This window comes from Serratia sp. LACPHL-BACT-2024-00286 (assembly GCF_043109535.1).
Classification (GTDB): Bacteria; Pseudomonadota; Gammaproteobacteria; order Enterobacterales; family Enterobacteriaceae; genus Serratia; species Serratia sarumanii.
Genome location: NZ_JBICNA010000005.1, coordinates 262278 through 288482, shown reverse-complemented (window position 1 = coordinate 288482; position 26205 = coordinate 262278). Strand labels below are relative to the sequence as shown.

The window sequence follows — 26205 nt, the reverse complement described above, 5'->3', positions numbered from 1 at the left end:
CGGTTGATCGACAAATGAACGGCGTTCAGCGCCGTTGGCGGTCCAGGCCCTCGGCAAGTTCGGCGATGCGCTTCGCCATGCCGCGGAAAATGAACAGATGCGCGGGCATCATGGCGAACCAATACAGCAGCCCGCTAAAGCCGGCCGGATGCCACCAGGCGCGCACGTCCAGCGTGCGGCGATCGCCGTGATCGGTAATGGTGAAGCTCAGCCGCCCCAGCCCTGGCGCCTTCATGCCGAACAGCAGCGCCAGTTGCCGCAGCGGTTTCAGCGTGATGACTTTCCAGCCGTCGATCTTGTCGCCCAGCGCCAGGCTCGCGCGCGCCGGGCGGCCATAGGCCACGCCGTTGCCGATCATGTCGTCCATGCGGGCGCGGATCCGCCACAGAATATTGGCGTAGAAATAGCCTTCTTCGCCCCCCAACTGCTGCACCGTTTGCCATAGGGCCTCGCGGGTGGCGGTGGTGTCCAGCGAACAACCGGCCTGTTTCGGATAGTAACCGTAGCCGGGGCGCCAGCGGGCCCGCGCCGCCGGATCGTAGCCCCAGTCGGCGGAATCGACCACCTCCTGTTCGCGCTGCAGCGTGGTGGCGACCGCCTGATCGAAGGTGTGCAGCCGCTGCGGGATCAGCGCCTGCAGCGGCCGGCCGTCGGCGGGCAGATCGTGCTTTAGCCCCTGGATCAGCGCGCGGGCGATCGGCGTCGGCACCGAGGTGATCAGGCTGATGAACCACACCGAAATCAGCCGCGTCGGCAAGGGGATCGGGATCAGCCAGCGCCGCTTGCCGCTGAGGGCGATAAAGCGTTTGAACATATCCTGATAGCTGAGGTACTCCGGCCCGGCAATGTCGAAGATGCGGTGTTCCTGCGCCGGGTGCGCCAGCAGATCGGCCAGATAAACCAGCAGGTTCTCCAGCGCCACCGGCGACGACTTGGAGCGCACCCAGCGCGGCGGCGTCAGCACCGGCAGGTTATAGACCATGTCGCGCATCACTTCGAACGCCGCCGAGCCGGGGCCGACGATGATGCCGGCGCGCAGTTCGGTCACCGGCACGCCGCTCTGGCGCAAAATTTCGCCGGTCAGGCGGCGGGCCGCCAGGTGGGGCGAACTGTCGTCGTTCGGCTGCAGCGCGCCGAGAAAGATCACCTGTTTGACGCCGGCATTGCGCAGCGCGTCGCGCAGGTTTTCCGCTGCCTGGCGCTCCTTCTCGATAAAATCGTCGCCGTCGCCCATTGCGTGCACCAGATAGTAAAGCGTATCTGTCTCCCACAGCGCCGCGCTCAGGGTCTCCGGGCGGTACAGATCGGCATACAGGCAGTTGACCTGCGGCCAGTTCCGCTCCTGCAGCCACTCGATGCGCCGCGCGGCGGCGGTAATCTGATGCCCCTGTTCGATCAGGTGCGGGATCAGGTTCTGACCTATATAGCCGCTGGCTCCAAGAACCAGTACGCGTTGGGGTGTCATCGGGCCGCCTTGTGCGGTAGAGGATTGGCAGAACGACAGGATGCCAAATTCGGGGTTTAAATGCACTTTTTGTATGGGTATAAGCCGGTTGCATCCATCGTGGCGCAGGTTCACACTACGCGCCCTTTATCGAACGAAAAACCGGATGCCATGAAGCTCAATGTGATTTGTTACGCCCTGCTGGGCCTGGCGCTGGTCGCCAGCCTGTTCTCGCTGCATCCGGTGTGGATGTGGTTGCTGCTGGCCAACCTGCTGACGTTTCTGATCTACGGCGGCGATAAGCTGGCGGCGCGCAAGGGGTGGCGGCGGGTGCCGGAGGCGACGCTGTTGCTGTTCGGCGCGCTGGGCGGGTGGTTGGGCGCACTGGCGGCACAGCAGCTGTTTCGCCACAAAACCCAGAAGCAGCCGTTTAAAACCTGGTTCATCCTCAGCGTGGCGCTCAACCTGGTGGCGGTGCTGGGGCTGTGGTACTGGGTTTATGGCCGCTGGATCTTCTGATTACAGCAGCAGCGGCAGGGTGGCGCTGGCGGTGGCCTGCATCGCCTGAGCGTAGGCGGGATCGCGCCGAGCCAGTTCGGCGATCATCAACTCCACCAGCAGCATGGCGCCGACTTTGGCCGGCAGGGCGCCGGCGGTCAGCGGCCCTTCCGGTTTGGCCGCCACCAGCAGCGTATCCGCCAGCTTGGCCAGCGGGCTGCGTTGGGTGTTGCTGACGGCGATCACGCGTGCGCCGCGCCCTTTGGCCAATGCCACCGCATGCAGCACGTCCTTGGTGGAGCCGGAGCTGGAGATGACGATCAGCAGATCCCGCTCACTCAGCGAGGCGGCGTTCATCGCCGCCCGGTGCATGTCGCTGAACAGCTGCGCCGGTTTGCCGAGGCGCAGCAGCTTGTAGTGCAGGAAATCGCCGATGATGGCGCTGGCGGCGACGCCGTAAATCTGCACCGAAGCGCAACGCTGCAGGCTGTCCGCCGCCTGTTGCAGCGCCTGCGGATCCAACAGCGCGCCGGTATCCCGCAGCGCCTGAACGCTCTCTTCCACCAAATTTTCCGTCGCGCTTTGCCGCGTCGTCGCCTCCGGCTGGCTTTGTTGCAGGCTGAGGGCCAGCGCCATTTTAAATTCGGTATAGCCTTTGCAGCCCAGATGGCGGCACAGCCGCGTGACGCTGGCTTCGCTGGTGGCGCTTTCACGCGCCAGTTCGGTGATGGTCAGGTAAACGGCGCGGGAGGGCTGCGCAAGAAGATAGTTGCCGAGCTTTTGCAGCGTGGGGCTGTACCCCGCCAAATCCTGCCGCAGCCGCAATAACAAGTTGCCTGTATTCATCACGTTACCTTTCTGAGTATTCCCGTTTCTATTGTGGCGGAAAGACGCCGCCGCTCGCCAGCGAAATCGACGGATTGTGAAGCCGATCATCGTTATGAATAAAATTTTCATAAAATTAATTTTAATGTGGTAAAAATTTTCATCATAAAATGATAGCGGGGAAAAATTTATGTCAACACCAGAATTGTCGCGCTCCGGCGGCTGGTTCGAAAAAGCCCAGCTGTTCGGCAAATCGTTCATGCTGCCGATCGCCGTGCTGCCGGCGGCCGGCCTGCTGTTGGGGATCGGCGGTGCGCTGTCCAATCCCAATACCGTCGAGGCTTATCCCTTCCTCGACGTCGGCTGGCTGCAAAGCGTATTTACCATGATGGCCAGCGCCGGCGCCATCGTGTTCGCCAACCTGGCGATCCTGTTCGCGGTCGGCGTGGCGGTGGGGTTGGCCAAAAGCGACAAGGGCACGGCGGGGCTGGCCTCGCTGATCGCCTACCTGGTGATGAACGCCACCATCAATGCGCTGTTGAAAATCAACGGCACGCTGGCCGCGCAGAACGCCGGCGCGGTGGGGCAGGGAACGATTCTCGGGATCCAGACGCTGGAGACCGGGGTGTTCGGCGGGGTGGTCATCGGTCTGGTGACCTGGTATCTGCACGGCCGCTACAACAAGATATCGCTGCCGCCGTTCCTGGGTTTTTTCGGCGGCTCGCGCTTTGTGCCGATCGTCAGCTCGCTGGCGGCGATGGCGGTCGGCGCCCTGATGACCGTGGTGTGGCCGCCTTTCCAACGGCTGATCTTCGGCATGGGCGGCCTGGTGGACGCCAGCGGCTATCTCGGCACCTTTATCTACGGCTTCGTATTGCGCATGCTCGGGCCGTTCGGCCTGCATCACATCTTCTACCTGCCGTTTTGGACCACCGCGCTCGGCGGCAGCGAAGTGATCAACGGACAGCTGGTGGAAGGCACGCAGCGCATTTTCTTCGCCCAGTTGGCCGACCCGAATACGCAGCAGTTCTACATCGGCACGGCGCGCTTCATGTCCGGCCGCTTTATCACCATGATGTTCGGCCTGGTCGGCGCCTGCCTGGCGATGTACCAAAGCGCGCGCCCAGAGAACCGCAAACGCGTCGGCGGGCTGCTGCTGTCGGCGGCGCTGACCTCTTTCCTGACCGGCATCACCGAACCTATCGAATTCTCGTTCCTGTTCATCGCGCCGGCGCTGTACGTGGTGCACGCGCTGTTCGACGGCCTGGCGTTCGCGATCGCGCACATTCTGCATATCACCATCGGCCAGACGTTCTCCGGCGGTTTTATCGATTTCATGCTGTTCGGCGTGCTGCAGGGCGAAGCGAAAACCCACTGGATGTATGTGCCGCTGGTCGGGGTGCCCTGGTTCTTCCTGTACTACTTCACGTTCCGTTTCCTGATCCTGCGCTTCAATTTCAAAACGCCGGGGCGCGAGGTGGAAACCGTACCGGAAGCGGTGATGACCGGCACCGAACGCTCGCAGCAGGTGCTGGCGGCGCTGGGCGGCAAAGAGAATATCGTCGAACTGGATTGTTGCGCCACGCGGCTGCGCGTGACGGTAAAACAGAGCCGGTTGCTGGACGAAAGCGGGCTGAAGGCCAGCGGCGCGCGGGCGGTGATCGTTCGCGGCAACGGCGTTCAGGTGATCTATGGCCCGCACGTGACCATTATTAAAAACGAAGTCGAGGAGTTGTTGGATTTATGACGCTTTCCATTTTGCAGCAGATTAAGGGCCGGCTGGTGGTGTCTTGCCAGGCGCTGGACGACGAGCCGCTGCACAGCGATTTTATCATGGCGCGCATGGCGCTGGCGGCCGAGCAAGGCGGTGCGGCGGCGATCCGCGCCAACGGCGTCGAAGACGTTAAAGCCATCCTGCGCACGGTGGCGCTGCCGGTGATCGGCATTATCAAGCGCGATTATGCCGGTAGCGATGTCTATATCACGCCGACCCTGCGTGAAATCGATGAGCTGATGACCGCGGCGCCGCAGATGATTGCATTGGACGCTACCGGCCACCGGCGGCCAGGGGAGCTGCAGCTGGCGGCGCTGGTTGCCGCGATCCGCGCCAGGTATCCCCGGCTGCTGCTGATGGCGGACATCGCCACCGTGGAAGAAGCGCAAGAGGCTGCCAGGTTGGGGTTCGACTGCGTGGGCACCACGCTGCACGGCTATACCGCCGAAAGCCGGGGCGCCCGACTGGCGGAGGACGATTTCGGCTTTCTGCGTGCGGTGCTGGCGGCGGTGCCGGTGCCGGTCATCGCCGAGGGCAATGTCGAAACGCCGGCGATGGCCGCGCGCTGCCTGGCGCTGGGGGCGCATGCGGTGGTGGTGGGCGGCGCCATTACGCGCCCGCAGCAGATCACCCGCCGCTTTGTCGAGGCCATCGGCGGGCGGTGAAGGGCTCCCCGGCGCGCCGGGGAGGGGAAATCAGGCGTGCTGCTGGAGGAACTCCCGCCACAGCTCGACCACCCGCTGCAGATCCTGACGGCTGACGTCGAGGTGGGTCAGAATGCGCGTCAGCGGGCCGCTGCTGATCAGCACGTCGCGTTCGCGCATCCACGGGCCGAATTTGGCCGCCAGCGCCGGCGGTTGGCGCAGGTACAGCACGTTGGTCTGTGCGCCGGGTTCGACGACCTCCACGCCGATCTGCCGCAGCTGTTGCTCCAGCCAGACCGCGTTGTCATGGTCTTCGCGCAGCCGCGCGACGTTATGCTCCAGCGCGTAGAGGCCGGCCGCCGCCAGGATGCCGGCCTGACGCAACCCGCCGCCGGTCATCTTGCGCCAGCGCAGCGCGCGCTGAATGAAGGCCTCGCTGCCGCACAGCAGCGATCCGACCGGCGCGCCCAGCCCTTTCGACAGGCAAATGGTGAAGGTGTCGCAGTATTGCACGATCTCTTTCAGCGGCAGGTTCAGCGCCACGGCGGCGTTGAAGATGCGCGCGCCGTCGATATGCAGCGCCAGCTGCCGCTCGCGGGTAAACCGCCACGCCTGCTGCAGGTAGGCCTGCGGCAGGACTCGGCCGCCGATGGTGTTTTCCAGGCTCAGCAGCCGGGTGCGGGCGAAGTGGATATCGTCGGGTTTGATGGCGGCGGCGAGCTTGTCCAGCGGCAGCGTGCCGTCCGCGTCGGCCTCGATCGGCTGCGGCTGGATGCTGCCCAGCACCGCTGCGCCGCCGGCCTCGTATTTATAGTTGTGCGCCTGTTGGCCGACCAGATACTCGTCGCCGCGCTGGCAATGGCTCAGCAGCGCCACCAGGTTGGCCTGGGTGCCGCTGGGCAAAAACAGCGCCGCCTCTTTGCCCGACAGGCGCACCGCCTCGGCCTCCAGTGCGTTGACCGTCGGGTCATCGCCGTAGACGTCGTCGCCGACCTCTGCCTGAGCCATCGCCTGGCGCATGGCGGCGCTGGGGCGGGTGACGGTGTCGCTGCGTAGATCGATAAGCATAGGGTTCCTGGAATGTAAGGGAGAGGAAAAGGGTACATGGCATCATATACCCTTATTTCACCGGGGGGCAGCTTGCTTAGCGCAGCCAGTTGGTTTTCGCCAGCTCGACCACTTCGTCGCCGCGGCCGTTGATGATGGCGCGCAGCATGTACAGGCTGAAACCTTTCGCCTGTTCGAACTTGATCTGCGGCGGCATCGCCAGCTCTTGCTTGGCGGTGACCACGTCCAGCAGCGCCGGGCCGGGGTGCGCCAACATCTCCTGCAGCGCGCCGTCCAGATCCGAGGCTTTTTCCACGCGGATGCCCTTGATGCCGGCGGCGTTGGCGATCGCCGCGAAGTCCGGGTTATGCAGGTCGGTGCCGTCGGTCAGATAGCCGCCTGCCTTCATCTCCATCGCCACGAACCCCAACACGCTGTTGTTGAACACCACGATTTTCACCGGCAGCTTGAGCTGCGCCAGCGACAGGAAATCCCCCATCAGCATGGTGAAGCCGCCGTCGCCGCACATGGCGATCACCTGTTTATCCGGCGCGGTGGCCTGGGCGCCGATCGCCTGCGGCATGGCGTTGGCCATCGAACCGTGGTTGAACGAACCGAGCAGGCGGCGCTTGCCGTTCATTTTCACGTAGCGGGCGGCCCACACCGTCGGCGTGCCGACGTCGCAGGTGAAGATGGCGTCGTCGCTGGCGTACCGGCTGAGCTGCTGCGCCAGATACTGCGGGTGGATCGGCTGGTCGTCGTTGGCGGTCGCCAGCCCGTCGAGATCCTTGCGCGCGTTGCGGTAATGCTCCAGCGCCTTGTCGAGGAACGCCCGGTCGCGCTTGGGCTCCAGCTGCGGCAGCAGAGCGGTGAGGGTGGTGTGGATATCGCCCACCAGCGCCATATTGACCGGGCAGTGCGCGCCGATGCTGCCGGGGTTGATGTCGATCTGAATGATGTTGGCGTTGGTGGGGTAGAACGCGCGGTAGGGGAACTGGGTGCCGAGCAGCACCAGCGTGTCGGCGTTCATCATCGCGTGGTAGCCGGAGGAGAAGCCGATCAGCCCGGTCATGCCGACGCTATAAGGGTTATCCCATTCGATATGCTCTTTGCCGCGCAGCGCGTGCACCACCGGCGCCTGCAGCAGCTCGGCCAGCTTGACCACCTCATCGTGCGCGCCGGCGCAGCCGCTGCCGCACATCAGGGTGATGTTCTTCGCCTTGTTCAGCGTCTCCGCCAGCTTGTTCAGCTCGCTCATCGGCGGCTGCACCAGCGGCAGCGCCGGGGTATGCCAGGTCAGGGTCGCGTCTTCCGGTGCCATGCGCAGCGCCACATCGCCCGGCAAGACCACCACCGAGACGCCGCGGTTGAGGATCGCCTTGCGCATGGCGATCTCCAGCACGCGCGGCAGCTGTTCCGGGTTGGAAACCAGCTCGCAATAGTGGCTGCATTCGCGGAACAGCTCCTGCGGATGCGTTTCCTGGAAGTAGCCGCTGCCGATTTCGCTGGAAGGAATGTGTGCGGCGATCGCCAGCACCGGCACATGGTTGCGGTGGCAGTCGAACAGACCGTTGATCAGGTGCAGGTTGCCGGGGCCGCAGGAACCGGCGCACACCGCCAGCTGGCCGGTGAGCTGGGCTTCGGCGCCGGCGGCGAAGGCGGCCACCTCTTCATGGCGGGTGCCCAGCCATTCGATGGTGCCCATGCGGTGCAGGCTGTCGCTCAGGCCGTTGAGCGAATCGCCGGTCACGCCCCAAATGCGTTTTACGCCGGCTTGATCCAGCGTTTTGGCGATCAGTGTGGCTACGGTTTGCTTCATGGTTCCCCCAAACATGGTTTGAAAAACGATGTGTACTCGATCCGGTGAGCGGCAGCAGAACAACTGCAAGCATAGCTTACCGGCGGTGGACGAGATGCGGTCAGGAAGGGTAAAGAGCGTAGGACGGGGGAAAGTGTAACCGGGCGGGGAGGGGGGAACTTGCCGATAAATGCCCCATCGCGGCGATGGGGCCAAGGGATCACGCCAGCGTGACGTCGCCCCGCAGCTGGCAACTGCAGGCCAGCACGTAGCCCTGAGCTACCTCTTCTGCGCTCAGCGTCATGGTGCTGGTGGTGGTGTAGTCGCCCTCGAGGATGCGGGTTTTGCACGAGCCGCACACCCCGGCGCGGCAGGCGGCGTTGACCGGCAGGGCATTGGCCTCCATCGCCGCCAGCAGCGTGCTGCCGACCGGCACGCGGAATTCGCGCAGCGGGCGGGCGGCGCGCAGCGTCAGCCCTTCGGTGGCATCGGCCTGCGCCGCCGGCGTGTGGAACTGCTCTTTATGGAAACGCTCGGCCGGCACGCCGAGCCGGCGGCACAGCTGCTCCACGTGGTCCATGTAGGGCGCAGGGCCGCAGGTCATCACCGTGCGTTCGGCGATATCCGGCGCCGCCTGCCGCAGCGTCTGTTCATCGATGCGGCCGCTGAGGTAACCGGGTTGCAGATCCCGCTCGGCCATCAGCGTCAGGCGCAACTGCGGATGGGCGGCGCACAGCGCGCGCCATTGATCGGCGAAAATCGTGTCGGCGGGGGTGCGCACGTTAAAGATCACGGCGATATCGCAGGCCGGACGGTTGGCGGTCAGCCAGCGGCACATCGAGACGATCGGCGTCACGCCGCAGCCGGCGGCCAGCATCAGATAGCGATCGGCCGGGTGGCGCTCGCAGCTGAACTCGCCCTGCGCGTCGGACAGCCACAGCGTGTTGCCGGGCTTGACCTCTTGCGTCAGCCAGCGCGATCCGACGCCGTCCGGCAGGCAGCGCACGCTGATGCTGAGAAAGCGGCTCTGGCCGGGCGAGGAGGAGAGCGTATAGGCGCGCAGCGTCTCCTCGCTGTTGCGGATGCTGACCAGCGCAAACTGGCCCGCCTGATAAGGGTAGAAAACGTCGCATATCAGGTTCAGCGTCCAGACGTCGGCGGTTTCGCGCCGGATGGAATGTACCTGCATGCGGTTCGGGCAAAGCGGAGTGGGTTGAGTCATCGGGGCACCTCAAAAAGCAAAGGGGCCGGCGCAGGCGGCCCCATAACGTAATGGCATCAGGCGAGCAGCGCGTTGATATCCTGCTCGACGGTGGTGATCGGACGCAGGCCGAATTTCTCGTTGAGGATCGCCATCAGGTTGTCGGTCAGGAAGCCCGGCGCGGTCGGGCCGGTGACGATGTTTTTCACCCCCAGCGACAGCAGCGTCAACAAAATGACGATCGCCTTCTGTTCAAACCACGACAGCACCAGGCTGAGCGGCAGTTCGTTGACGCTGCAGCCGAGCGTGTCCGCCAGCTTGACCGCCAGCATAATGGCGGAATAGGCGTCGTTGCACTGGCCGACGTCCAGCAGGCGCGGCAGCCCTTCCAGCGTGCCGAAGTCCAGCTTGTTGAAACGGTACTTGCCGCAGGCCAGCGTCATGATCAGGCAGTCTTGCGGCACGCTGCGGGCGAAGTCGGTGAAGTAGCTGCGCTCGTCGCGGCTGCCGTCGCAGCCGCCGACCAGGAAGACGTGGCGCAGTTTTTTCTGCGACACCAGATCGATCACCGTGTCGGCGGCGTTCAGCAGCGTCTGGCGGCCGAAGCCGACGGTGATCAGGTGCTCGATCTCGGTGTAAGGGAAGCCGTTCATGCCCTGCGCCTGGCGGATCACGGCGCCGAAGTCGTCGCCCTCCAGATGGTTGACGCCCGGCCAGCCGACGATGCTGCGGGTCCAGATGCGATCGCCGTAGTTGCCGACGTTCGGATCGATGATGCAGTTGGAGGTCATCACGATCGGGCCAGGGAATTTGGCGAACTCCGTCTGCTGGTTCTGCCAGCCGCTGCCGTAGTTGCCCACCAGATGCTTGAATTTTTTCAGTTCCGGATAGCCGTGCGCCGGCAGCATTTCACCGTGGGTGTAGACGTTGACGTTTTGCCCTTCGGTTTGTTCGAGCAGCATGCGCAGATCTTTCAGATCGTGGCCGGAGATCAGAATGGCTTTCCCGGCCACCGGGCGCACGTTGACCGCGCTGGGCTGTGGATCGCCGTAGGCCTGGGTTTCGCCGCGATCGAGGATCGCCATCACGTTGAAGTTCATCTTGCCGATGCCCATGGCGTTGTTCAGCAGGGTGTCGACGTCGCGCGGTCGGGTGCCGAGCCAGGCCATAAAGGCGTGGTAGTCGGCATAGAGCTGCTCGTCGAACTGGCCGAGCACGTGCGCGTGTTCCATATAGGCCGCGGCGCCTTTCAGGCCGTACAGGCACAGCATGCGCAAACCGTGGACGTCGTCGCCGACCTCGGCCTTGTCGCCGTTGAGGGCAAACTGCGCCGCCTGTTGCAGCAGCGCAGGCATATCGTCACCGGCCAGCTGCAGCGCCGCCATCGGGTGATCGACGCGCACGCCGGCATCCAGCAGCCGGCAACGGGCGGCCAGCGAATCGCGCAGCAGCAGGGTTTCGCGCGCGTAGCCGATGATGCGCTGGGAGTCGAAGTTGACGTTGGTCAGGGTGGAGAAGAAGGCGCGCGGGGCGAAGCTGTCGATCTCGTGATCGACGATGCCCAGCGAACGCGCCTGCAGCGCCCAGGCGGAGAGGCCCTGTAGCGCCGCCACCAGCAGATCCTGCAGATCGGAGGTTTCCGCCGTCTTGCCGCACATGCCCTGAGCATACGCGCAGCCGTTGCCTGCCGGGGTACGGATGGTTTGTTCACATTGCACACAGAACATAGTCGCTTCCTTTTATTTTTAAAGTTGCATTTGTAATGCTTGTTTAAAAGCATAGATCGGCGATCGGGGTTGCAAAAGGCTTTTGTGCGACTACTGCGGGCAAGTTTGATTTAGCGCAATTTTGCCGTGCGGATGGGAATTATTACGCTTTGGGGGCCGGGCGGCCCCCAGGGGAGAGGATCAGGAGAACAGGGCGATCAGCACCGGCGCCAGCAGGCTCAGCAGGAAGCCGTGCACGATGGCGGGGGGCACCATGTCCAGCCCGCCGCTGCGCTGCAGCACCGGCAGGGTGAAGTCCATCGAGGTGGCGCCGCACAGGCCGAGGGCGGTGGAGCGGCTGCGGCGCACCAGCGTCGGGATCAGCATGATCGCCACCAGCTCGCGCGCCAGATCGTTGAAGAACGCGGCGCTGCCCATCACCGGGCCGTAGGCGTCGGTGATCAGAATGCCCGACAGCGAGTACCAGCCGAAGCCGGAGGCCATCGCCAGCCCGGCCTTGACCGGCAGCCCCAGCAGCTGCGCCGCCAGCGCGCCGCCGGCCAGCGACGCGACGGTCACCACCAGCGCCACCAGCGTGCCGCGGCGGTTGAGCACGATCTGGCGCAGCGTCATGCCGCTGTTGCGCAGCTGAATGCCGACCAACAGCAGCAGGAAGATCAGCGCATATTCGCTGCCTTTATGGGCGAACTGCAGCCATTGCCACTGCGTCAGGCCGAGCAGGAAGCCGCCGAGCACCACGCCGCACAGCTTGAGCGACTCCAGCGCCATGTGCACGCGCGAAGGCAGCTTTTCCTGTTTATGGCTGCTGCGCCACGGCATGCGCCGCTCCAGCAGTGCCAGCAACAGCAGATTGGCGCAGAGAATGCAGAAGAAGAACACCGCGCTGTATTGGAAGATCAGCACCAGGTTGCTGCTGAGATCTTCCATGAACGCCAGGCTGATACCCATGAAAAACAGGATCACGTACACCATCCAGCTCAGCAGCCGGTTGATCAGCACCAGCAGCGGGCGATGGCGTAAGGGAATGAGGTAACCGACAATCAGCGGTAACAGAATAATCAACAGTCCTGAGTACATGGTGCAGCTTGTGTCCTTGAGTTTTGGCGCGCGCCGAACGGCGGCGAGGAGCACACGCTAACCAAAAGCCCGGCCGGAGTAAAGCGGCAGATTTGACGTTGGCCGCTTGACCTGCAAGGGGTTTTTTGACCATGCTCTGTGAAGGTTGCCTCATTGACGAGGCGACGGCGCGCACGGGAGGCGGCGGATGTTCTTGGAGCGTATCGAAATTGTAGGTTTTCGCGGCATTAACCGGCTGTCCCTGATGCTGGACGACAACACGCTGTTGCTCGGCGAAAACGCCTGGGGTAAATCCAGCCTGCTGGATGCGCTGACGCTGCTGCTGGCGCCGGAGCAGAAGCTGTATCGGTTTGAGGCGCACGACTTCCATTTCCCGCCCGGAGAAGAGGCGGCCAAAGAGCGCCACCTGCAGGTGGTGTTCACCTTCTGCGAAAAAGACATCGGCCATGCGCACCTGCCGCGCTATCGCCACCTGACGCCACTGTGGGTCAAGGGCGAAGATGGTCTGAGCCGCATTCATTACCGCTGCGAAGGCGAGCTGGCCGACGACGGCACGGTGTGCACCTGGCGCGGTTTTCTCGACGCCGACGGCAACGCCTTTCAACTGCACCATATCGAACAGCTGGCCCACGCCATCATCCGCATTCATCCGGTATTGCGCCTGCGCGACGCGCGCTTTATTCGTCGCCTGCGCCCCAGCAGCCTCGGCGATGAACGCAAACCCGATACCCAGGCGCTGGCGCAGCAGTTGGATCAGCTGACGCGCGAGCTGGTGCGCAATCCGCAGAAGCTGACCAACGGCGAACTGCGTCAGGGGCTGGCGGCCATGCAGCAACTGCTGGAGCACTACTTCGCCGAGCAAAGTTCGCAGGTGACGCGGCCGCGCCGCCGCGGCGGCGAACCGGAGCAGGATGCCTGGCGTGCGCTGGACGGCATCAACCGCATGGTGGCCGAGCCGAACAGCCGCAGCATGCGCCTGATCCTGCTGGGGATGTTTTCCACCCTGCTGCAGGCCAAGGGCGACGTTAAGCTGGATGCGCATGCACGGCCGCTGCTGCTGGTGGAAGACCCGGAAACTCGTCTGCACCCGATTATGCTGTCGGTGGCCTGGGGGCTGCTCAATCAGCTGCCGCTGCAGCGCATCACCACCACCAACTCCAGCGAACTGGTGTCGCTGGTGCCGGTGGAGCACGTCTGCCGGCTGGTGCGCGAGTCGGGGCGGGTCGCGACCTACCGTCTCGGGCCGCGCGGGCTGAGCGCCGAAGACGGGCGGCGCATCGCGTTTCACATCCGTTTCAACCGGCCGTCGTCGCTGTTCGCCCGCTGCTGGCTGCTGGTGGAGGGCGAGACCGAAGTGTGGCTGCTGAACGAGCTGGCGCGGCAGTGCGGCTACCATTTCGAGGCGGAAGGGGTGCGGGTCATCGAGTTCGCCCAGTGCGGCCTGAAGCCGCTGCTGCGCTTCGCCCGCCGCATGGGCATCGAGTGGCATGCGCTGGTGGACGGCGACGAGGCGGGCAAAAAGTACGCCAATACCGTGCGCAGCCTGCTGGACAATCATGAAGACAACGAACGCGATCGGCTGACCGCGCTGCCGGCGCCGGACATGGAACACTTCATGTTCCGCGAAGGGTTCGGCCCGGTCTATCACCGGATGGCGTCGGTGCCGATCAACGCGCAAATGCCGGTGCGCAAGGTGATCCTAAAAGCGGTCCACCACTCGTCGAAGCCGGATCTGGCGATCGAGGTCGCGATGCAGGCCGGCGAATGGGGCACGGACTCGGTGCCGCCGCTGCTGAAGAAAATGTTCTCACGGGTGATCTGGCTGGCGCGCGGCCGGGCGGACTGACGACGGCCCACCGGGCGTTATCGGGCGCAGAAATGCGCCGCCAATCCCTGTTCCAGCTCGTCCAGCAGCTGATAGCGGCGGCGATACTCGGCGCGCTTCTTGCTGGCAACCTCTTCGAGAGGTTTGCGGGCGATGCGCGCGGGCAGCAGGAAATAGCCGCTGTCGAGCGGTTTGGCGCCCATCGACAGCCAGAACTGATCGTAATCGGCGTGCAGTTGGTCCTTCTTCTTACTCTGGTAACGCCAGTTTTGATAAATATGGGTGGCGTTGCCGACCGCCACGATCTGGCGGATGCCGAGGTGCCGCGCCAGCGTGCAGATGCCTTCCAGCACCAGCCGTTTGGGGAACAGGCCGTGGCACTCTTTGGTGGTGTGCTGGATCTCGGCGTGAGGCACCTCATGGTTTGCGCCCTGCAGGCCGCCGATGAACAGCGTCGGCTGCTGCTGATAATGCATCAGCGCAAAGGTGATCTCCGCCAGCATCACGCCGTTGGCGTTGCGCAGCAGCAGCGTGGCTTCCCCTTCCTTATTCAGCTTGTCGATCGCCGCCAGTTCCAGCGCGATCGGCGCTTCGTTTTTGCCCATCGCGCGGGCCAGCACGAAAGGCTGCGGGCCGAGGTGGCCGAGGCGCATCTTCAGCGGCATGCGCTGCGCGATGAGATCGTAATGATCGCGCAGGGCGAACAGGCATTCTATCTTGCTCATGTTGGCCGCCAGGTACGGGCGATGCAGTTTGCACGGCAGGTTCGGCTGCGCGCTCAGGATCTCCTCCAGCAGCGGGTTGCTGGCCAGGGTGCTGAGCAGGCCGCTGGTGGTGCGCCAGTTGAGCAGCGAACGGCCGAGAAACTTCAGGCGAAACGCGGGCTTTTTCCAGGCGTTGCTTGGCGCCTTTTCGCCATTGATCAGCGCCGTCATCAGTTGCCAGCCGTTAAGCGGCCGGGCGGAGGCGAGTGGGTAGCTGAGCTGTGACATGATGAAATCCTTGGCTGTATTGAATGGCGCTATTTCATCAAGGCTTCACTAAACGGGAGTTCAATGCTGAACTGTAACCAGGCGTGTCTCCACATTGTGTTGAGCTAAGGTTTAGTTATTCCCTACGGTGCGTGCTAATTTAGCTCCGCCGCCGCAATGGGCGGTTGATATTCACAAGCACAGGCAGGTCAATTTTGACAGGGTTTACAGGACATAAACGCCGCTGGATACTCGTTCTGGCGGTCATTGCGGCGCTTGCCGCGGCGGCCGTTTGGCACTTTCGCCATCCGGCGCCAACCGATTTCAAAACGGTGAAAGCCAGCAAACGCGATCTGCAGCAGAACGTGTTGGCGACCGGCCAGCTGGACGCGGTGCGCAAGGTTGACGTCGGCGCGCAGGTCAGCGGGCAGTTGGAAAAGCTGTATGTCGAGATCGGCGACAAGGTGAAGAAAGGCCAGTTGCTGGGCGTTATCGATCCGCAACAGGCGCAGAACAGCATCCGCGAAGGCGAGGCGACGCTGCGTGAACTGCATGCGCAACTGCTGCAGGCGCAGGCCGAACAGCAGCTGGCGGCGGTCACGCTGCAGCGCAACCAGGCGTTGGCCAAGCTGCAGGCGGTGTCGCGCCAGGATCTGGATCAGGCGGCGACGCAGCTGGCGGTGAAGAAAGCGCAGGTGGGCACCATCAATGCGCAGATCGCGCGGAACCAGGCCAGCCTGGATACCGCCAAGATCAACCTGGCCTATACCCGCATCGAGGCGCCGATGGATGGCGACGTGGTGCAGATCACCACGCTGCAGGGCCAGACGGTGATCGCGGCGCAGCAGGCGCCGAACATTCTGACGCTGGCGGATCTCGGCACCATGCTGGTGAAGGCGCAGGTGTCGGAGGCCGACGTCATCAACCTCAAGCCGGGTCAGAAGGCCTGGTTCACGGTGCTGGGCGATCCGACCCGGCGCTTCGACGGCGTGCTGAAAGACATTCAGCCGACGCCGGAAAAGGTCAACAACGCCATCTTCTATTATGCGCGTTTCGAAGTGCCCAACCCGGAAAGGCTGCTGCGCTTGCAAATGACGGCGCAGGTGCATATTCAGTTGGCTGGCGTCGAGCAGGCGCTGGTGATCCCGCTGGCGGCGCTGGGCGATCAGATCGCCGACAATCGCTACCACGTCTCGGTGCTGAAGCAGGGCAAGGAAGAGAAGCGCGAGGTGGCCATCGGCCTGCGCAACAATATCGACGTGCAGATCCTCAGCGGCCTCGAGGCGGGCGATGAGGTGATCGTCAGCCGCGGCGGCGTGGAGGCCGGCTGATGGCGGCGCTGTTGCAGCTGAGCGGCATCCGCCGCAGCTACCGTTCCGGCGAGCAGACGGTGGAGGTGCTGAAGGGGATCAGCCTGAGCATCGATGCCGGTGAAATGGTGGCGATCATGGGGGCCTCCGGCTCCGGCAAATCGACGCTGATGAACATTCTCGGCTGTCTGGACAAGCCGAGCGCCGGCGTGTATCGGGTGGCCGGGCAGGATGTGGCGACGCTGAGCGACGATGCGCTGGCGCAGCTGCGGCGCGAGCATTTCGGCTTTATCTTTCAGCGCTATCATCTGCTGCCGCACCTGAGCGCGGCGCACAACGTCGAAGTGCCGGCGGTGTACGCGGGGCTGGGCAAAGCGGCGCGGCGCGAGCGGGCGGAGGCGCTGTTGCGGCGTCTGGGGCTGGGGGAGCGCGTCAACTACCGGCCGAGCCAGCTTTCCGGCGGCCAGCAGCAGCGCGTCAGTATCGCCCGCGCGCTGATGAACGGCGGGCAGGTGATCCTGGCGGATGAACCGACCGGCGCGCTCGACAGCCACTCCGGCGAAGAGGTGATGGCGATCCTCAAACAGCTGTGCGCCCAGGGCCACACGGTGATCCTGGTGACCCACGATCCGGCGGTAGCGCGCCAGGCGGAGCGGATCATCGAGATCCGCGACGGCGAGATCATCGCCGATTCGCGCCCGGCACCGCGGGAGAATGCGCAGGCCAAGCCGCTGGCGCTGGCCGCGGCACCTTCCTGGCGGCAGATGGGCGGCCGTTTCCGCGAGGCGCTGGTGATGGCCTGGCGCGCGATGGCGGCCAACAAGATGCGCACCGCGCTGACCATGCTCGGCATCATTATCGGCATCGCCTCGGTGGTGTCGATCCTGGTGATCGGCGACGCCGCCAAGCAGATGGTGCTGGCGGACATTAAATCTATCGGCACCAACACCGTCGACATCTACCCCGGCAAGGACTTCGGCGATGACGATCCGACCTACCGGCAATCGTTGAAATACGGCGATCTCGATGCGCTGCGCGAACAGCCGTACATCAGCGCGCTGTCGCCGAGCATCAGCAGCAGCATGCGGCTGCGCTTGGGCAACGTCGACGCGGCGGCCAACGTCAACGGCGTCAGCGAGCAGTTCTTCCGCGTGTACGGCATGAGCTTTACCCAGGGCGTCGGCATCGACTCGATGCAGGTGCAGTCGCAGGCGCAGACGGTGGTGATCGACGCCAATACCCAGCGGCGGCTGTTCCCGCACCAAAAGAACGTGGTGGGCGAGGTGATCCTGGTAGGCAACATGCCGGCGACGGTGGTCGGCGTGGCCAAGGAGAAGCAGTCGATGTTCGGCAGCAGCAAGACGCTGAACGTGTGGGTGCCTTACAGCACCATGGCCAACCGATTGATGGGCAACAATTATTTTGACTCGATCACCGTGCGCATCCGCGACGGCTACGACAGCAAGGAAGCGGAACAGCAGCTGTCGCGCCTGTTGACGCTGCGCCACGGCAAGAAGGACTTCTTCACCTATAACATGGACAGCCTGGTGCAAACCGCCGAGAAAACCACCCGCACGCTGCAGCTGTTCCTGACGCTGGTGGCGGTGATTTCGCTGGTGGTCGGCGGCATCGGCGTGATGAATATCATGCTGGTGTCGGTGACCGAACGCACGCGCGAGATCGGCATTCGCATGGCGGTGGGTGCCCGTTCCGGCGACGTGTTGCAGCAGTTCCTGATCGAGGCGGTTCTGGTCTGCCTGGTGGGGGGCGCGCTGGGGATTACGCTGTCGTTCGCCATCGGCCTGGCGGTGCAGCTGGTATTGCCGGGCTGGCAGATCAGCTTCCCGCCGGCGGCGTTGCTGAGCGCGTTCCTCTGTTCCACCGGCATCGGCGTGGTGTTCGGCTATCTGCCGGCGCGCAATGCCGCGCGGCTGAATCCGATCGATGCGCTGGCGCGCGAGTAGGTAACAGGCATAAAAAATGCCAGTCACACGGCGGCTGGCATTTTTATCGCAGTCACGCTCAGTGCAGCGCGACTTTGCCGGAAGCGTTTAGGACAGCGCCTCGCTTTCCACCGGCACAATAAGACTGGCATGGTTCCCTTTCGGCCCTTGATGCACGTCGAAGCTCACCTGCTGGCCCGCCTTCAACGTTCTGTAACCATCCATCTTGATGGTGGAATAATGCGCGAAAATATCTTCGCCGCCGCCGGCTGGGCAGATGAAGCCAAAACCTTTGGCGTTGTTAAACCATTTAACAGTACCCGTCTCCATGCTTTTACATCCCTCGCAACGCTATTTTAAGTGAGATGAATAACTGATTTCGCACCCGCCGTGGGCGGGTAGCAGGGTGGACAAGGGGTGGTTAAAAGACCACCAGCCACGAATTTACACTCTAGAGCAAATGATCGGGGCGTCAAGGGATCGGCTTTTGTCGGCGGGGAGCAGTTCACCAAAGTTTGAAGCAGGTAACGCTATTGCCACGATTCAGTCACAATTGGCCCGTTTTTTTGCGCACGTTACAGTGCGGCGGGACGAAGCCGAAGGTGATAAAATAGTAACTATCCCCACTTTGAATAACCGAAACCTGCCCCCATATCTGAGGGCAGAGCAGAGAAGATGAGCAGCGATGGGCAATAACAACGACTGGCTAAACTTTGAACACTTGGCCGAAGAAAAACAAATCGATGCGGTAAAACCGCCGTCTATGTATAAAGTTATACTTAACAACGACGATTACACACCGATGGAATTTGTGATTGACGTTCTGCAAAAGTTCTTTTCTTATGATATTGAACGCGCAACGCAACTGATGCTCACGGTCCACTATCAAGGCAAGGCGATCTGTGGTGTTTTTACCGCCGAGGTGGCGGAAACCAAAGTCGTCCATGTGAACCGGTACGCAAGGGAGAACGAGCATCCGTTGCTTTGTACGCTGGAAAAAGCCTGAATAAGGCAATCTATTGGGGAGGTGCTTATGCTCAATCAAGAACTGGAACTCAGTCTCAACATGGCTTTCGCCAGGGCGCGTGAGCACAGACACGAGTTTATGACCGTGGAGCACCTGTTGCTGGCGTTGCTGAGCAACCCTGCCGCGCGAGAAGCGCTTGAGGCATGTACGGTGGATCTGGCCGCGTTGCGCCAGGAGCTGGAAGCCTTCATCGAACAAACCACACCGACGCTGCCCGCCGGCGAAGAAGAGCGCGACACTCAGCCGACGCTCAGCTTCCAGCGCGTGCTGCAGCGCGCGGTCTTCCATGTGCAATCTTCCGGCCGCAGCGAAGTGTCCGGCGCCAACGTGTTGGTGGCCATCTTCAGCGAGCAGGAGTCGCAGGCGGCCTATCTGCTGCGCAAACACGACGTCAGCCGTCTCGACGTGGTGAACTTCATTTCACATGGCACGCGTAAAGACGAGCCGGGCCAAGCGCCGAATGCGGAAAACCCGGTGAACGAAGAGCAGTCCGGAGGGGAAGACCGTATGGAAAACTTCACCACCAACCTCAATCAGTTGGCCCGTGTGGGCGGCATCGATCCGTTGATCGGCCGCGATCGTGAGCTGGAGCGCGCGATTCAGGTGCTGTGCCGCCGTCGTAAAAACAACCCGCTGCTGGTCGGCGAATCCGGCGTCGGCAAGACCGCCATCGCCGAGGGCCTGGCCTGGCGTATCGTGCAGGGCGACGTGCCGGAAGTGATGGCGGACTGCACGCTGTATTCGCTGGACATCGGTTCACTGCTGGCCGGCACCAAATACCGCGGCGACTTCGAGAAGCGCTTCAAGGCGCTGCTCAAGCAGCTGGAGCAGGATCAGAACAGCATTCTGTTCATCGATGAAATTCACACCATCATCGGCGCCGGCGCGGCTTCCGGTGGGCAGGTGGATGCCGCCAACCTGATCAAACCGCTGCTGTCGAGCGGCAAGATCCGGGTGATCGGCTCGACCACCTACCAGGAGTTCAGCAACATCTTCGAAAAGGATCGTGCCCTGGCGCGCCGTTTCCAGAAGATTGACATCACCGAACCGACGGCGGAAGAGACCGTTCAGATCATCAACGGCCTGAAGACCAAGTATGAAGCGCACCACGACGTGCGTTATACCGCCAAGGCGATCCGCGCCGCGGTGGAGCTGTCGGTGAAATACATCAACGATCGTCATCTGCCGGACAAGGCGATCGACGTGATCGACGAGGCGGGCGCCCGCAGCCGGTTGATGCCGGCCAGCAAGCGCAAGAAAACCGTCAACGTGGCCGATATCGAATCCGTGGTGGCGCGCATCGCTCGTATCCCGGAGAAAACCGTGTCGGCCAGCGATCGCGACGTGCTGAGAAACCTGGGCGATCGCCTGAAGATGCTGGTGTTCGGCCAGGATCAGGCGATCGAAGCGCTGACCGAAGCGATCAAGATGAGCCGCGCCGGCCTGGGCCACGAGCGCAAGCCGGTCGGTTCCTTCCTGTTCGCCGGGCCGACCGGGGTCGGGAAAACCGAGGTGACCGTACAGTTGGCCAAGGCGATGGATATCGAGCTGCTGCGTTTCGACATGTCCGAGTACATGGAGCGGCATACCGTCAGCCGTCTGATCGGCGCGCCTCCGGGCTATGTCGGTTACGATCAGGGCGGGCTGCTGACCGATGCGGTGATCAAGCATCCGCATGCGGTGGTGCTGCTCGATGAGATCGAGAAGGCGCACCCGGACGTGTTCAACCTGCTGCTGCAGGTGATGGACAACGGCACGCTGACCGACAACAACGGCCGCAAGGCGGACTTCCGCAACGTGATCCTGGTGATGACCACCAACGCCGGGGTGCGGGAAACCGAACGCAAATCGATCGGCCTGGTGCAGCAGGACAACAGCACCGACGCGATGGAAGAGATCAAGAAGGTGTTTACGCCGGAGTTCCGCAACCGTCTGGACAACATCATCTGGTTCAACCATCTGTCTACCGAGGTGATCCAGCAGGTGGTCGACAAGTTTATCGTCGAACTGCAGGCGCAGCTGGATGCGAAGGGCGTCTCGCTGGAAGTGAGCGACGAAGCGCGCGACTGGCTGTCGGTGAAGGGCTACGACCGCGCGATGGGCGCTCGTCCGATGGCGCGCGTCATGCAGGAAAATCTGAAGAAACCGTTGGCCAACGAACTGCTGTTCGGGTCGCTGGTGGACGGCGGCTCCGTGAAGGTCGAGCTGGACAAGGACAAGAAACAGCTGACCTACCACTTCCTCAGCGCCGCCAAGCGCAAGGCGGACGAGGGCGCGGTGCACTAAGGCCGCCTTCAGGCAAAGAAAAAGCGATGCTTCGGCATCGCTTTTTTTATGGGTGAGATTCACCGTACAACAGAAACGAGTGAGCCCTCTCAGTTTACCTGCGCACCTGCAACCCGTTGTGTAACGTCGCTGCGGGGGTAAACGGAAAGGGCTCCCGAGGGATTACATCCTCGATGCCGCCAACGTGTGGCGCGCGGTGAGCCGATTAACGGCTACGGAAGACAATGCGGCCTTTGCTCAGGTCGTACGGGGTCAGCTCTACAGTGACTTTGTCGCCCGTCAGGATGCGGATATAGTTTTTACGCATTTTACCGGAGATGTGTGCGGTTACCACGTGCCCGTTTTCCAATTCAACGCGGAACATGGTGTTCGGCAGCGTATCAAGAACGGTGCCCTGCATTTCAATATTGTCTTCTTTGGCCATCGAATCCTCTAGGTCTAACTACCTTAGTTTTTAACCGGCAAGATAATGCCGAAAAACCCCCATTATGTAAAGATGTGTCGGTGAACATTGCACCGTTTCCACCAATTAGTTTACTGGAGAGGGCGGTTCAGCCGGCTGTGGGGATATGACTTGCGGCTCCCAGCACGCCGGCGCCAAAGGCCGCCGTTGAAGGGTGCTGAGCTGCTGCAAAAATTGACGGCGCGGAATTTCACGCGCGCCAAGGCGGGCAGTGTGAGCGTTCAGCACCTGGCAGTCAATCAATTCCCCGCCATAAGCGGCAAAATGGCGGCAAAAGGCCATCAATGCGCATTTTGAGGCGTTGGTGACGCGGCTGAACATCGATTCGCCGCAGAACAACGCGCCCTGCGCCACGCCATACATGCCGCCGACCAGTTGATTATCCTGCCATACCTCCATCGAGTGCGCGTAGCCGAGGCGGTGCAGATGCTGATAGGCGCGCTGCACCTCCGGGCCGATCCAGGTGCCTTCATCCGGCCGGTGGGCGCAGGCGGCGATCACCGCGGCGAAGTCGTGATTGAGCGTGATGCGAAACGGATCGTGGCGCAAAAAGCGTTTCAGGCTGCGGTTGAGATGAAACTCTGTCGGGAACAGCACCGCACGCGGATCGGGCGACCACCACAGGATGGCTTCCCCCGGCGAATACCAGGGGAAGATGCCGCGCTCGTAGGCCGCCAGCAGCCGCGGCGCCGTCAGGTCGCCGCCGATAGCCAGCAGGCCGTTAGGGTCGCGCAGGGCGCTTTCAGGCGAGGGGAACGCCAGCGACTGTGGGGAAAGCTTCACGATGCGCATACGGGGTCTCTGCGTCCTCTACGGGCCGATTACGGCGCCAGGTTGCTGATACGGTTGCGAAAGCGGGCATAGCGGCCCTGCCGGCGCATCAGGGTGGCGTGATCGCCCTGTTCGACAATCCGGCCGTCGTCCATTACGCAAATGCGGTCGAGATGCTCCAGGCCGTACAGACGGTGCGTCACCAGGATCAGCGTCTTACCCTGACAGTGCCGGCGCAGCAGCGCCAGGATCTGCTGCTCGGTTTCGGCGTCCAACCCTTCGGTCGGTTCGTCGAGCAGCAGCAGCGGGGCCGGGTGCAGCAGCGCGCGGGCGATGCCCAGGCGGCGCTGTTCGCCGCCGGACAGCTGCCGGCCGCCTTCGCCCAGCCAGGCGTTCAGCCCGCCGTCGCTGTCCAGCAATTTATCCAGCCCCACCTGCCGCAGCACCTCGCTCAGGCGAGCGTCGTCGGCATCCGGCGCGGCCAGCCGCAGGTTTTCCCGCAGCGTATCGCTGAAGATATGCACCCGCTGGCTGACGACCGTGGTCATCCGACGCAGCGTGGCTTCATCATAATCCTCCAGCGGTTCGCCGTTGAGCAGAATTTTTCCGCCGTCGGTGCGCCAGGCGCGGGTCAGCAACTGCAGCAGGGTGGACTTGCCGCAGCCGGTGCGGCCGAGCAAAGCGATGTGTTCGCCGGCCGCGACCTCGAGCGTGACGTCGCGCAGCACCGGCTGCGGTTGGTCGGGGTAGGTGAAGCTCAGCTGTTGCAGGCTAAGCTGAGCCCGATCGGCGGCGGCCGGGCCGGCGGCCGGGAAGGTGACCTCCGGCTGACGATCGATGATCTGCTTGACCCGCGTGGCGGAGGCAATGACCTGGCCGAGGTGCTGGAAGGCGCCGGCGACCGGCATCAGCGCTTCGAACGACGCCAGCGCGGCGAAGACAAACAGCGCGATCAGCGCGCCGGGCTGGGTATCGCCGCCGATGCCGGCGGCGGTTAGCCACAGCAGCAGCGTTACCGTCAGCCCGCTGGCGAGGATCATCAGCGCCTGCGCCATGCCGCTCAGCGAGGCCTGCTGCCACTGGCGGCGTTGCCACCGCTGTTCGGTGGCGTTCAGCGTCTGGCGGAAGTCGTTGACGGCGCCGAACACCACCAGCTCCGCCTGCCCCTGCAGCCAGGCGGTCAGGTCGGTGCGGTATTGGCCGCGCAGCGCGGTAAGCTGGCCGCCGATCGGCTTGCCGGCGCGATAAAACACCGGCGGCACCAGCAGCAACAACAGCAACAGGATGCCGCCCAGCGTCAGGGCGAGTGCAGGATCCAGCCAGCTCAGGCCGTAGGTGACCACCAGGATCACCACCGCTACGCTGATCAGCGGCGAGATCACCCGCAGATAAAGGTGATCCAGCGTGTCCACGTCCGCCACCAGGCGGTTGAGCAGCTCGGCCTGGCGGAAACGGGCGATGCCGCCCGGCGTCAGCGGCAGGATCTTGCTGAAGGTGAACACCCGCAGATGCGACAGCACGCGGAAGGTGGCGTCGTGGCTGACGACTCGCTCAGCGTAGCGCCCGGCGGTGCGGAAGATCGCCGCGCCGCGCACGCCGGCGGCCGGCAACATGTAGTTAAAGGTCAGCAGGCCCGCCAATCCGGCCAGCGACGAGGCGGCCAGGAACCAGCCGGAGAGCGCCAGCAGGCCGATGCTGGCCAGCAGAGTGACGATCGCCAAGAGGATGCCGAGGCTAATCAGCAGGCTATGGCGGCGGTACAACGCCAAAAACGGCAGCAAAACGCGCATGATTAAAGCTCCCCGCGGCGATGGGCGATCAGAGTGGCGAACAGGCCCGGCTGGGCGCTGAGGGTGGCGTAATCGCCCTGTTGCACGATGCGCCCGTTATCCATCACCCAAATCTGATCGTAGTCTTCGGTGTCTTCCAACTGGTGCGTCACCAGCAGGGTGGTTTGCTGATGCGAAGCGGCGTTCAACGCCTGCATCACCCGTTGTTCGCTGTGGGCATCGAGGCTGGCGGCCGGTTCATCCAGCAGCAGCAGGCGGCGCGGGCCGATCAGCGCCCGGGCTACCGCCACGCGCTGCGCCTGGCCGACCGACAGGCGGGCGGCGTTGTCGCCCACTTCGGTGTCGAGCCCCTGCGGCAGATAAGGGAGCAGTTCGCTGACGTAGGCGTGTTCCAACGCCTGCTGCAGCTGCGCTTCGTCGGCCTGCGGGCAGCCCAGCAGGATATTGGCGCGCAGGGTTTGCGCCGGCAGGTGCGGGTTCTGACCGACCCAGCTCAGCTGTTGGCGCCAGGTTTCGGCGGACAGTTCACGCAGCTCGACGCCGTTGACGGTCAGCGATCCGCGATAGGGCAGGAAGCCGAGCAACAGATTGAGCAGTGAACTTTTGCCGGCGCCGCTCAGCCCGACCAGCGCCACGCGCTGCTGCGGTTGCAGGGTGAAGCTCAGCGGCCCGGCCAGCAGCACGCCGTTCGGCGACAGGATTTCCAACGCGTTCGCCTGCAGCGTCAGCGGTTGATCGGCGGGCAGTTGCCGCGTGCCGTTGCCCATCTGCTCGCCTTCGGCGCTGAGGAAGGTTTCCAGCGCTTCCGCCGCGCCGACCGCCTGCGCCTTGGCGTGGTAGAAGGTGCCGAGATCGCGCAGCGGTTGGAAAAACTCCGGCGCCAGAATCAACACCAGAAAACCGGAAAACAGCGTTACCCCGAGGCCGTAGCTGCCGAAGTTGAGTTCGCCGAGGTAAGAAAAGCCGAAGTACACCGCCACCACGGCGATGGAGATCGAAGCGAAAAACTCAAGCACGCCGGAAGAGAGGAAGGCCATGCGCAGCACTTCCATGGTGCGGCTGCGGAAATCTTCGGAAGATTTGGCGATTTGCGCGGTTTCGGCCTGCGCGCGGTCGAACAGCCGCAGGGTGTCCAGGCCGCGCAGGCGGTCGAGGAAGTTGCCGCTCAATCGCGCCAGCGCCACGAAGTTGCGGCGGTTGGCGTCGGCGGCCCCCATGCCGACCAGCGCCATGAACAGCGGGATCAGCGGCGCGGTCGCCAGCAGAATGATGCCTGCGGCCCAATTGATCGGGAAGACGGCGATCAGGATCAGCAGCGGGATGAAGACCGCCAGATACATCTGCGGCAGATAGCGCGAGTAATAGTCCTGCATATCCTCGATCTGCTCGACGATGATGCTGGCCCAACTGCCCGCCGGTTTGCCCTGGATCCAGGCCGGCCCGAGCTGCTGCAGCTTATCCAGCACCTGTTGGCGCATGCGCTGGCGGATCACCTGGCCACACCGGAAACCGACCCGTTCCCGCAGCCAGCTCAACAGCGCCCGCAGCGCGAACGCGGCGGCCAGCCAGATAAACGAAGGGATCAGCTGTTCGCGCGGGGTATGCTCGATGATCAGGGCGTGCAGCAGGCTGGCCAACAGCCACGCTTGCGCCACGATCAGCAGGCCGCTGAACAGCCCCAACAGCATGGAAAGGCGCAGCCAACGCTGCGCTAACGAACTCTGGGTTTTAAGCCAACGGGTTAACTGTTGCTGTCTGGTTTTTTTCATCAGATATGCGTCTGC

Annotated in this window: 21 protein-coding genes; 8 read left to right on the top strand and 13 right to left on the bottom strand. The window is 63.3% G+C overall.

Features of this window, described 5'->3' with window-relative positions:
- Positions 1-25: 25 nt before the first annotated feature.
- The gene (locus ACF8MC_RS17000; protein WP_164104748.1) at positions 26-1465 is read right to left on the bottom strand and encodes a DUF2867 domain-containing protein; all 1440 of its coding nucleotides are present in this window, start codon (positions 1463-1465) and stop codon (positions 26-28) included.
- 150 nt (positions 1466-1615) lie between these two features.
- On the opposite strand from ACF8MC_RS17000, the gene ACF8MC_RS16995 reads away from it, so the two are divergent.
- On the top strand, positions 1616-1963 hold the full coding sequence (locus tag ACF8MC_RS16995; RefSeq protein WP_033654657.1) for a DUF1294 domain-containing protein: 348 nt from the start codon (positions 1616-1618) through the stop codon (positions 1961-1963).
- Here the strand turns inward: ACF8MC_RS16995 and ACF8MC_RS16990 are convergent, their stop codons facing one another.
- The gene (locus ACF8MC_RS16990) at positions 1964-2791 is read right to left on the bottom strand and encodes a MurR/RpiR family transcriptional regulator (protein ID WP_043147107.1); all 828 of its coding nucleotides are present in this window, start codon (positions 2789-2791) and stop codon (positions 1964-1966) included.
- A gap of 166 nt (positions 2792-2957) precedes the next feature.
- Between ACF8MC_RS16990 and ACF8MC_RS16985 the strand changes: the two genes are divergently transcribed.
- Together ACF8MC_RS16985 and ACF8MC_RS16980 are read left to right on the top strand one after the other, a co-directional pair.
- On the top strand, positions 2958-4514 hold the full coding sequence (locus tag ACF8MC_RS16985) for a PTS transporter subunit EIIC (RefSeq protein WP_164104749.1): 1557 nt from the start codon (positions 2958-2960) through the stop codon (positions 4512-4514).
- Positions 4511-5206, top strand: a complete 696-nt coding sequence (locus ACF8MC_RS16980; protein ID WP_033646654.1) for an N-acetylmannosamine-6-phosphate 2-epimerase — start codon at positions 4511-4513, stop codon at positions 5204-5206. The genes ACF8MC_RS16985 and ACF8MC_RS16980 overlap by 4 nt, the downstream gene beginning before the upstream one ends.
- Before the next feature lie 30 nt (positions 5207-5236).
- Here ACF8MC_RS16980 and ltaE read toward each other — a convergent pair whose 3' ends face one another.
- From ltaE to ACF8MC_RS16955, 5 genes are all read right to left on the bottom strand, one after another.
- Positions 5237-6253 carry a low-specificity L-threonine aldolase gene (ltaE, locus tag ACF8MC_RS16975; RefSeq protein ID WP_060418404.1) on the bottom strand — a complete coding sequence of 339 codons (1017 nt, stop codon included), beginning with the start codon at positions 6251-6253 and terminating at the stop codon, positions 5237-5239.
- Between the two features lie 76 nt (positions 6254-6329).
- Entirely contained in the window at positions 6330-8051 is a 1722-nt protein-coding gene (gene poxB, locus ACF8MC_RS16970) for a ubiquinone-dependent pyruvate dehydrogenase (protein ID WP_033646648.1), read from the bottom strand.
- Between the two features lie 199 nt (positions 8052-8250).
- Complete coding sequence (gene hcr / locus ACF8MC_RS16965; protein WP_164104750.1) at positions 8251-9252, bottom strand: NADH oxidoreductase; 1002 nt, start codon at positions 9250-9252, stop codon at positions 8251-8253.
- 56 nt (positions 9253-9308) lie between these two features.
- Positions 9309-10958, bottom strand: a complete 1650-nt coding sequence (hcp, locus tag ACF8MC_RS16960; protein ID WP_033646641.1) for a hydroxylamine reductase — start codon at positions 10956-10958, stop codon at positions 9309-9311.
- A 180-nt stretch (positions 10959-11138) separates the two neighbouring features.
- Positions 11139-12035 carry a lysine exporter LysO family protein gene (locus ACF8MC_RS16955; protein WP_004928363.1) on the bottom strand — a complete coding sequence of 299 codons (897 nt, stop codon included), beginning with the start codon at positions 12033-12035 and terminating at the stop codon, positions 11139-11141.
- A 187-nt stretch (positions 12036-12222) separates the two neighbouring features.
- On the opposite strand from ACF8MC_RS16955, the gene ACF8MC_RS16950 reads away from it, so the two are divergent.
- Positions 12223-13881 (top strand): ATP-dependent endonuclease, encoded by a 1659-nt coding sequence (locus ACF8MC_RS16950; RefSeq protein ID WP_033637834.1) that lies wholly within the window; start codon positions 12223-12225, stop codon positions 13879-13881.
- A gap of 17 nt (positions 13882-13898) precedes the next feature.
- Here the strand turns inward: ACF8MC_RS16950 and ACF8MC_RS16945 are convergent, their stop codons facing one another.
- The gene (locus tag ACF8MC_RS16945) at positions 13899-14852 is read right to left on the bottom strand and encodes a VirK/YbjX family protein (protein ID WP_043147130.1); all 954 of its coding nucleotides are present in this window, start codon (positions 14850-14852) and stop codon (positions 13899-13901) included.
- A gap of 194 nt (positions 14853-15046) precedes the next feature.
- On the opposite strand from ACF8MC_RS16945, the gene macA reads away from it, so the two are divergent.
- Together macA and macB are read left to right on the top strand one after the other, a co-directional pair.
- Positions 15047-16162, top strand: a complete 1116-nt coding sequence (gene macA / locus ACF8MC_RS16940) for a macrolide transporter subunit MacA (protein ID WP_033637836.1) — start codon at positions 15047-15049, stop codon at positions 16160-16162.
- The gene (macB, locus tag ACF8MC_RS16935; RefSeq protein WP_043147132.1) at positions 16162-18105 is read left to right on the top strand and encodes a macrolide ABC transporter ATP-binding protein/permease MacB; all 1944 of its coding nucleotides are present in this window, start codon (positions 16162-16164) and stop codon (positions 18103-18105) included. Before macA ends, macB begins: the two co-directional genes overlap by 1 nt.
- An 87-nt stretch (positions 18106-18192) precedes the next feature.
- On the opposite strand, the gene cspD is transcribed toward macB, so the two are convergent.
- Positions 18193-18414, bottom strand: coding sequence for a cold shock-like protein CspD (gene cspD, locus ACF8MC_RS16930; RefSeq protein ID WP_004928349.1), 222 nt, complete (start codon positions 18412-18414; stop codon positions 18193-18195).
- A 355-nt stretch (positions 18415-18769) separates the two neighbouring features.
- Between cspD and clpS the strand changes: the two genes are divergently transcribed.
- Both clpS and clpA read left to right on the top strand, forming a co-directional pair.
- Complete coding sequence (gene clpS, locus ACF8MC_RS16925; RefSeq protein ID WP_004928347.1) at positions 18770-19090, top strand: ATP-dependent Clp protease adapter ClpS; 321 nt, start codon at positions 18770-18772, stop codon at positions 19088-19090.
- Between the two features lie 27 nt (positions 19091-19117).
- Positions 19118-21397, top strand: coding sequence for an ATP-dependent Clp protease ATP-binding subunit ClpA (clpA, locus tag ACF8MC_RS16920; RefSeq protein ID WP_025302261.1), 2280 nt, complete (start codon positions 19118-19120; stop codon positions 21395-21397).
- A gap of 205 nt (positions 21398-21602) precedes the next feature.
- Here clpA and infA read toward each other — a convergent pair whose 3' ends face one another.
- From infA to cydD, 4 genes are all read right to left on the bottom strand, one after another.
- Entirely contained in the window at positions 21603-21821 is a 219-nt protein-coding gene (gene infA, locus ACF8MC_RS16915; RefSeq protein WP_002211347.1) for a translation initiation factor IF-1, read from the bottom strand.
- A 105-nt stretch (positions 21822-21926) separates the two neighbouring features.
- Entirely contained in the window at positions 21927-22652 is a 726-nt protein-coding gene (gene aat, locus ACF8MC_RS16910; RefSeq protein WP_164104751.1) for a leucyl/phenylalanyl-tRNA--protein transferase, read from the bottom strand.
- A gap of 29 nt (positions 22653-22681) precedes the next feature.
- Complete coding sequence (gene cydC, locus ACF8MC_RS16905; RefSeq protein ID WP_353038708.1) at positions 22682-24421, bottom strand: cysteine/glutathione ABC transporter ATP-binding protein/permease CydC; 1740 nt, start codon at positions 24419-24421, stop codon at positions 22682-22684.
- Between the two features lie 2 nt (positions 24422-24423).
- Entirely contained in the window at positions 24424-26190 is a 1767-nt protein-coding gene (gene cydD / locus ACF8MC_RS16900) for a cysteine/glutathione ABC transporter permease/ATP-binding protein CydD (RefSeq protein ID WP_043147135.1), read from the bottom strand.
- Positions 26191-26205: the final 15 nt, after the last annotated feature.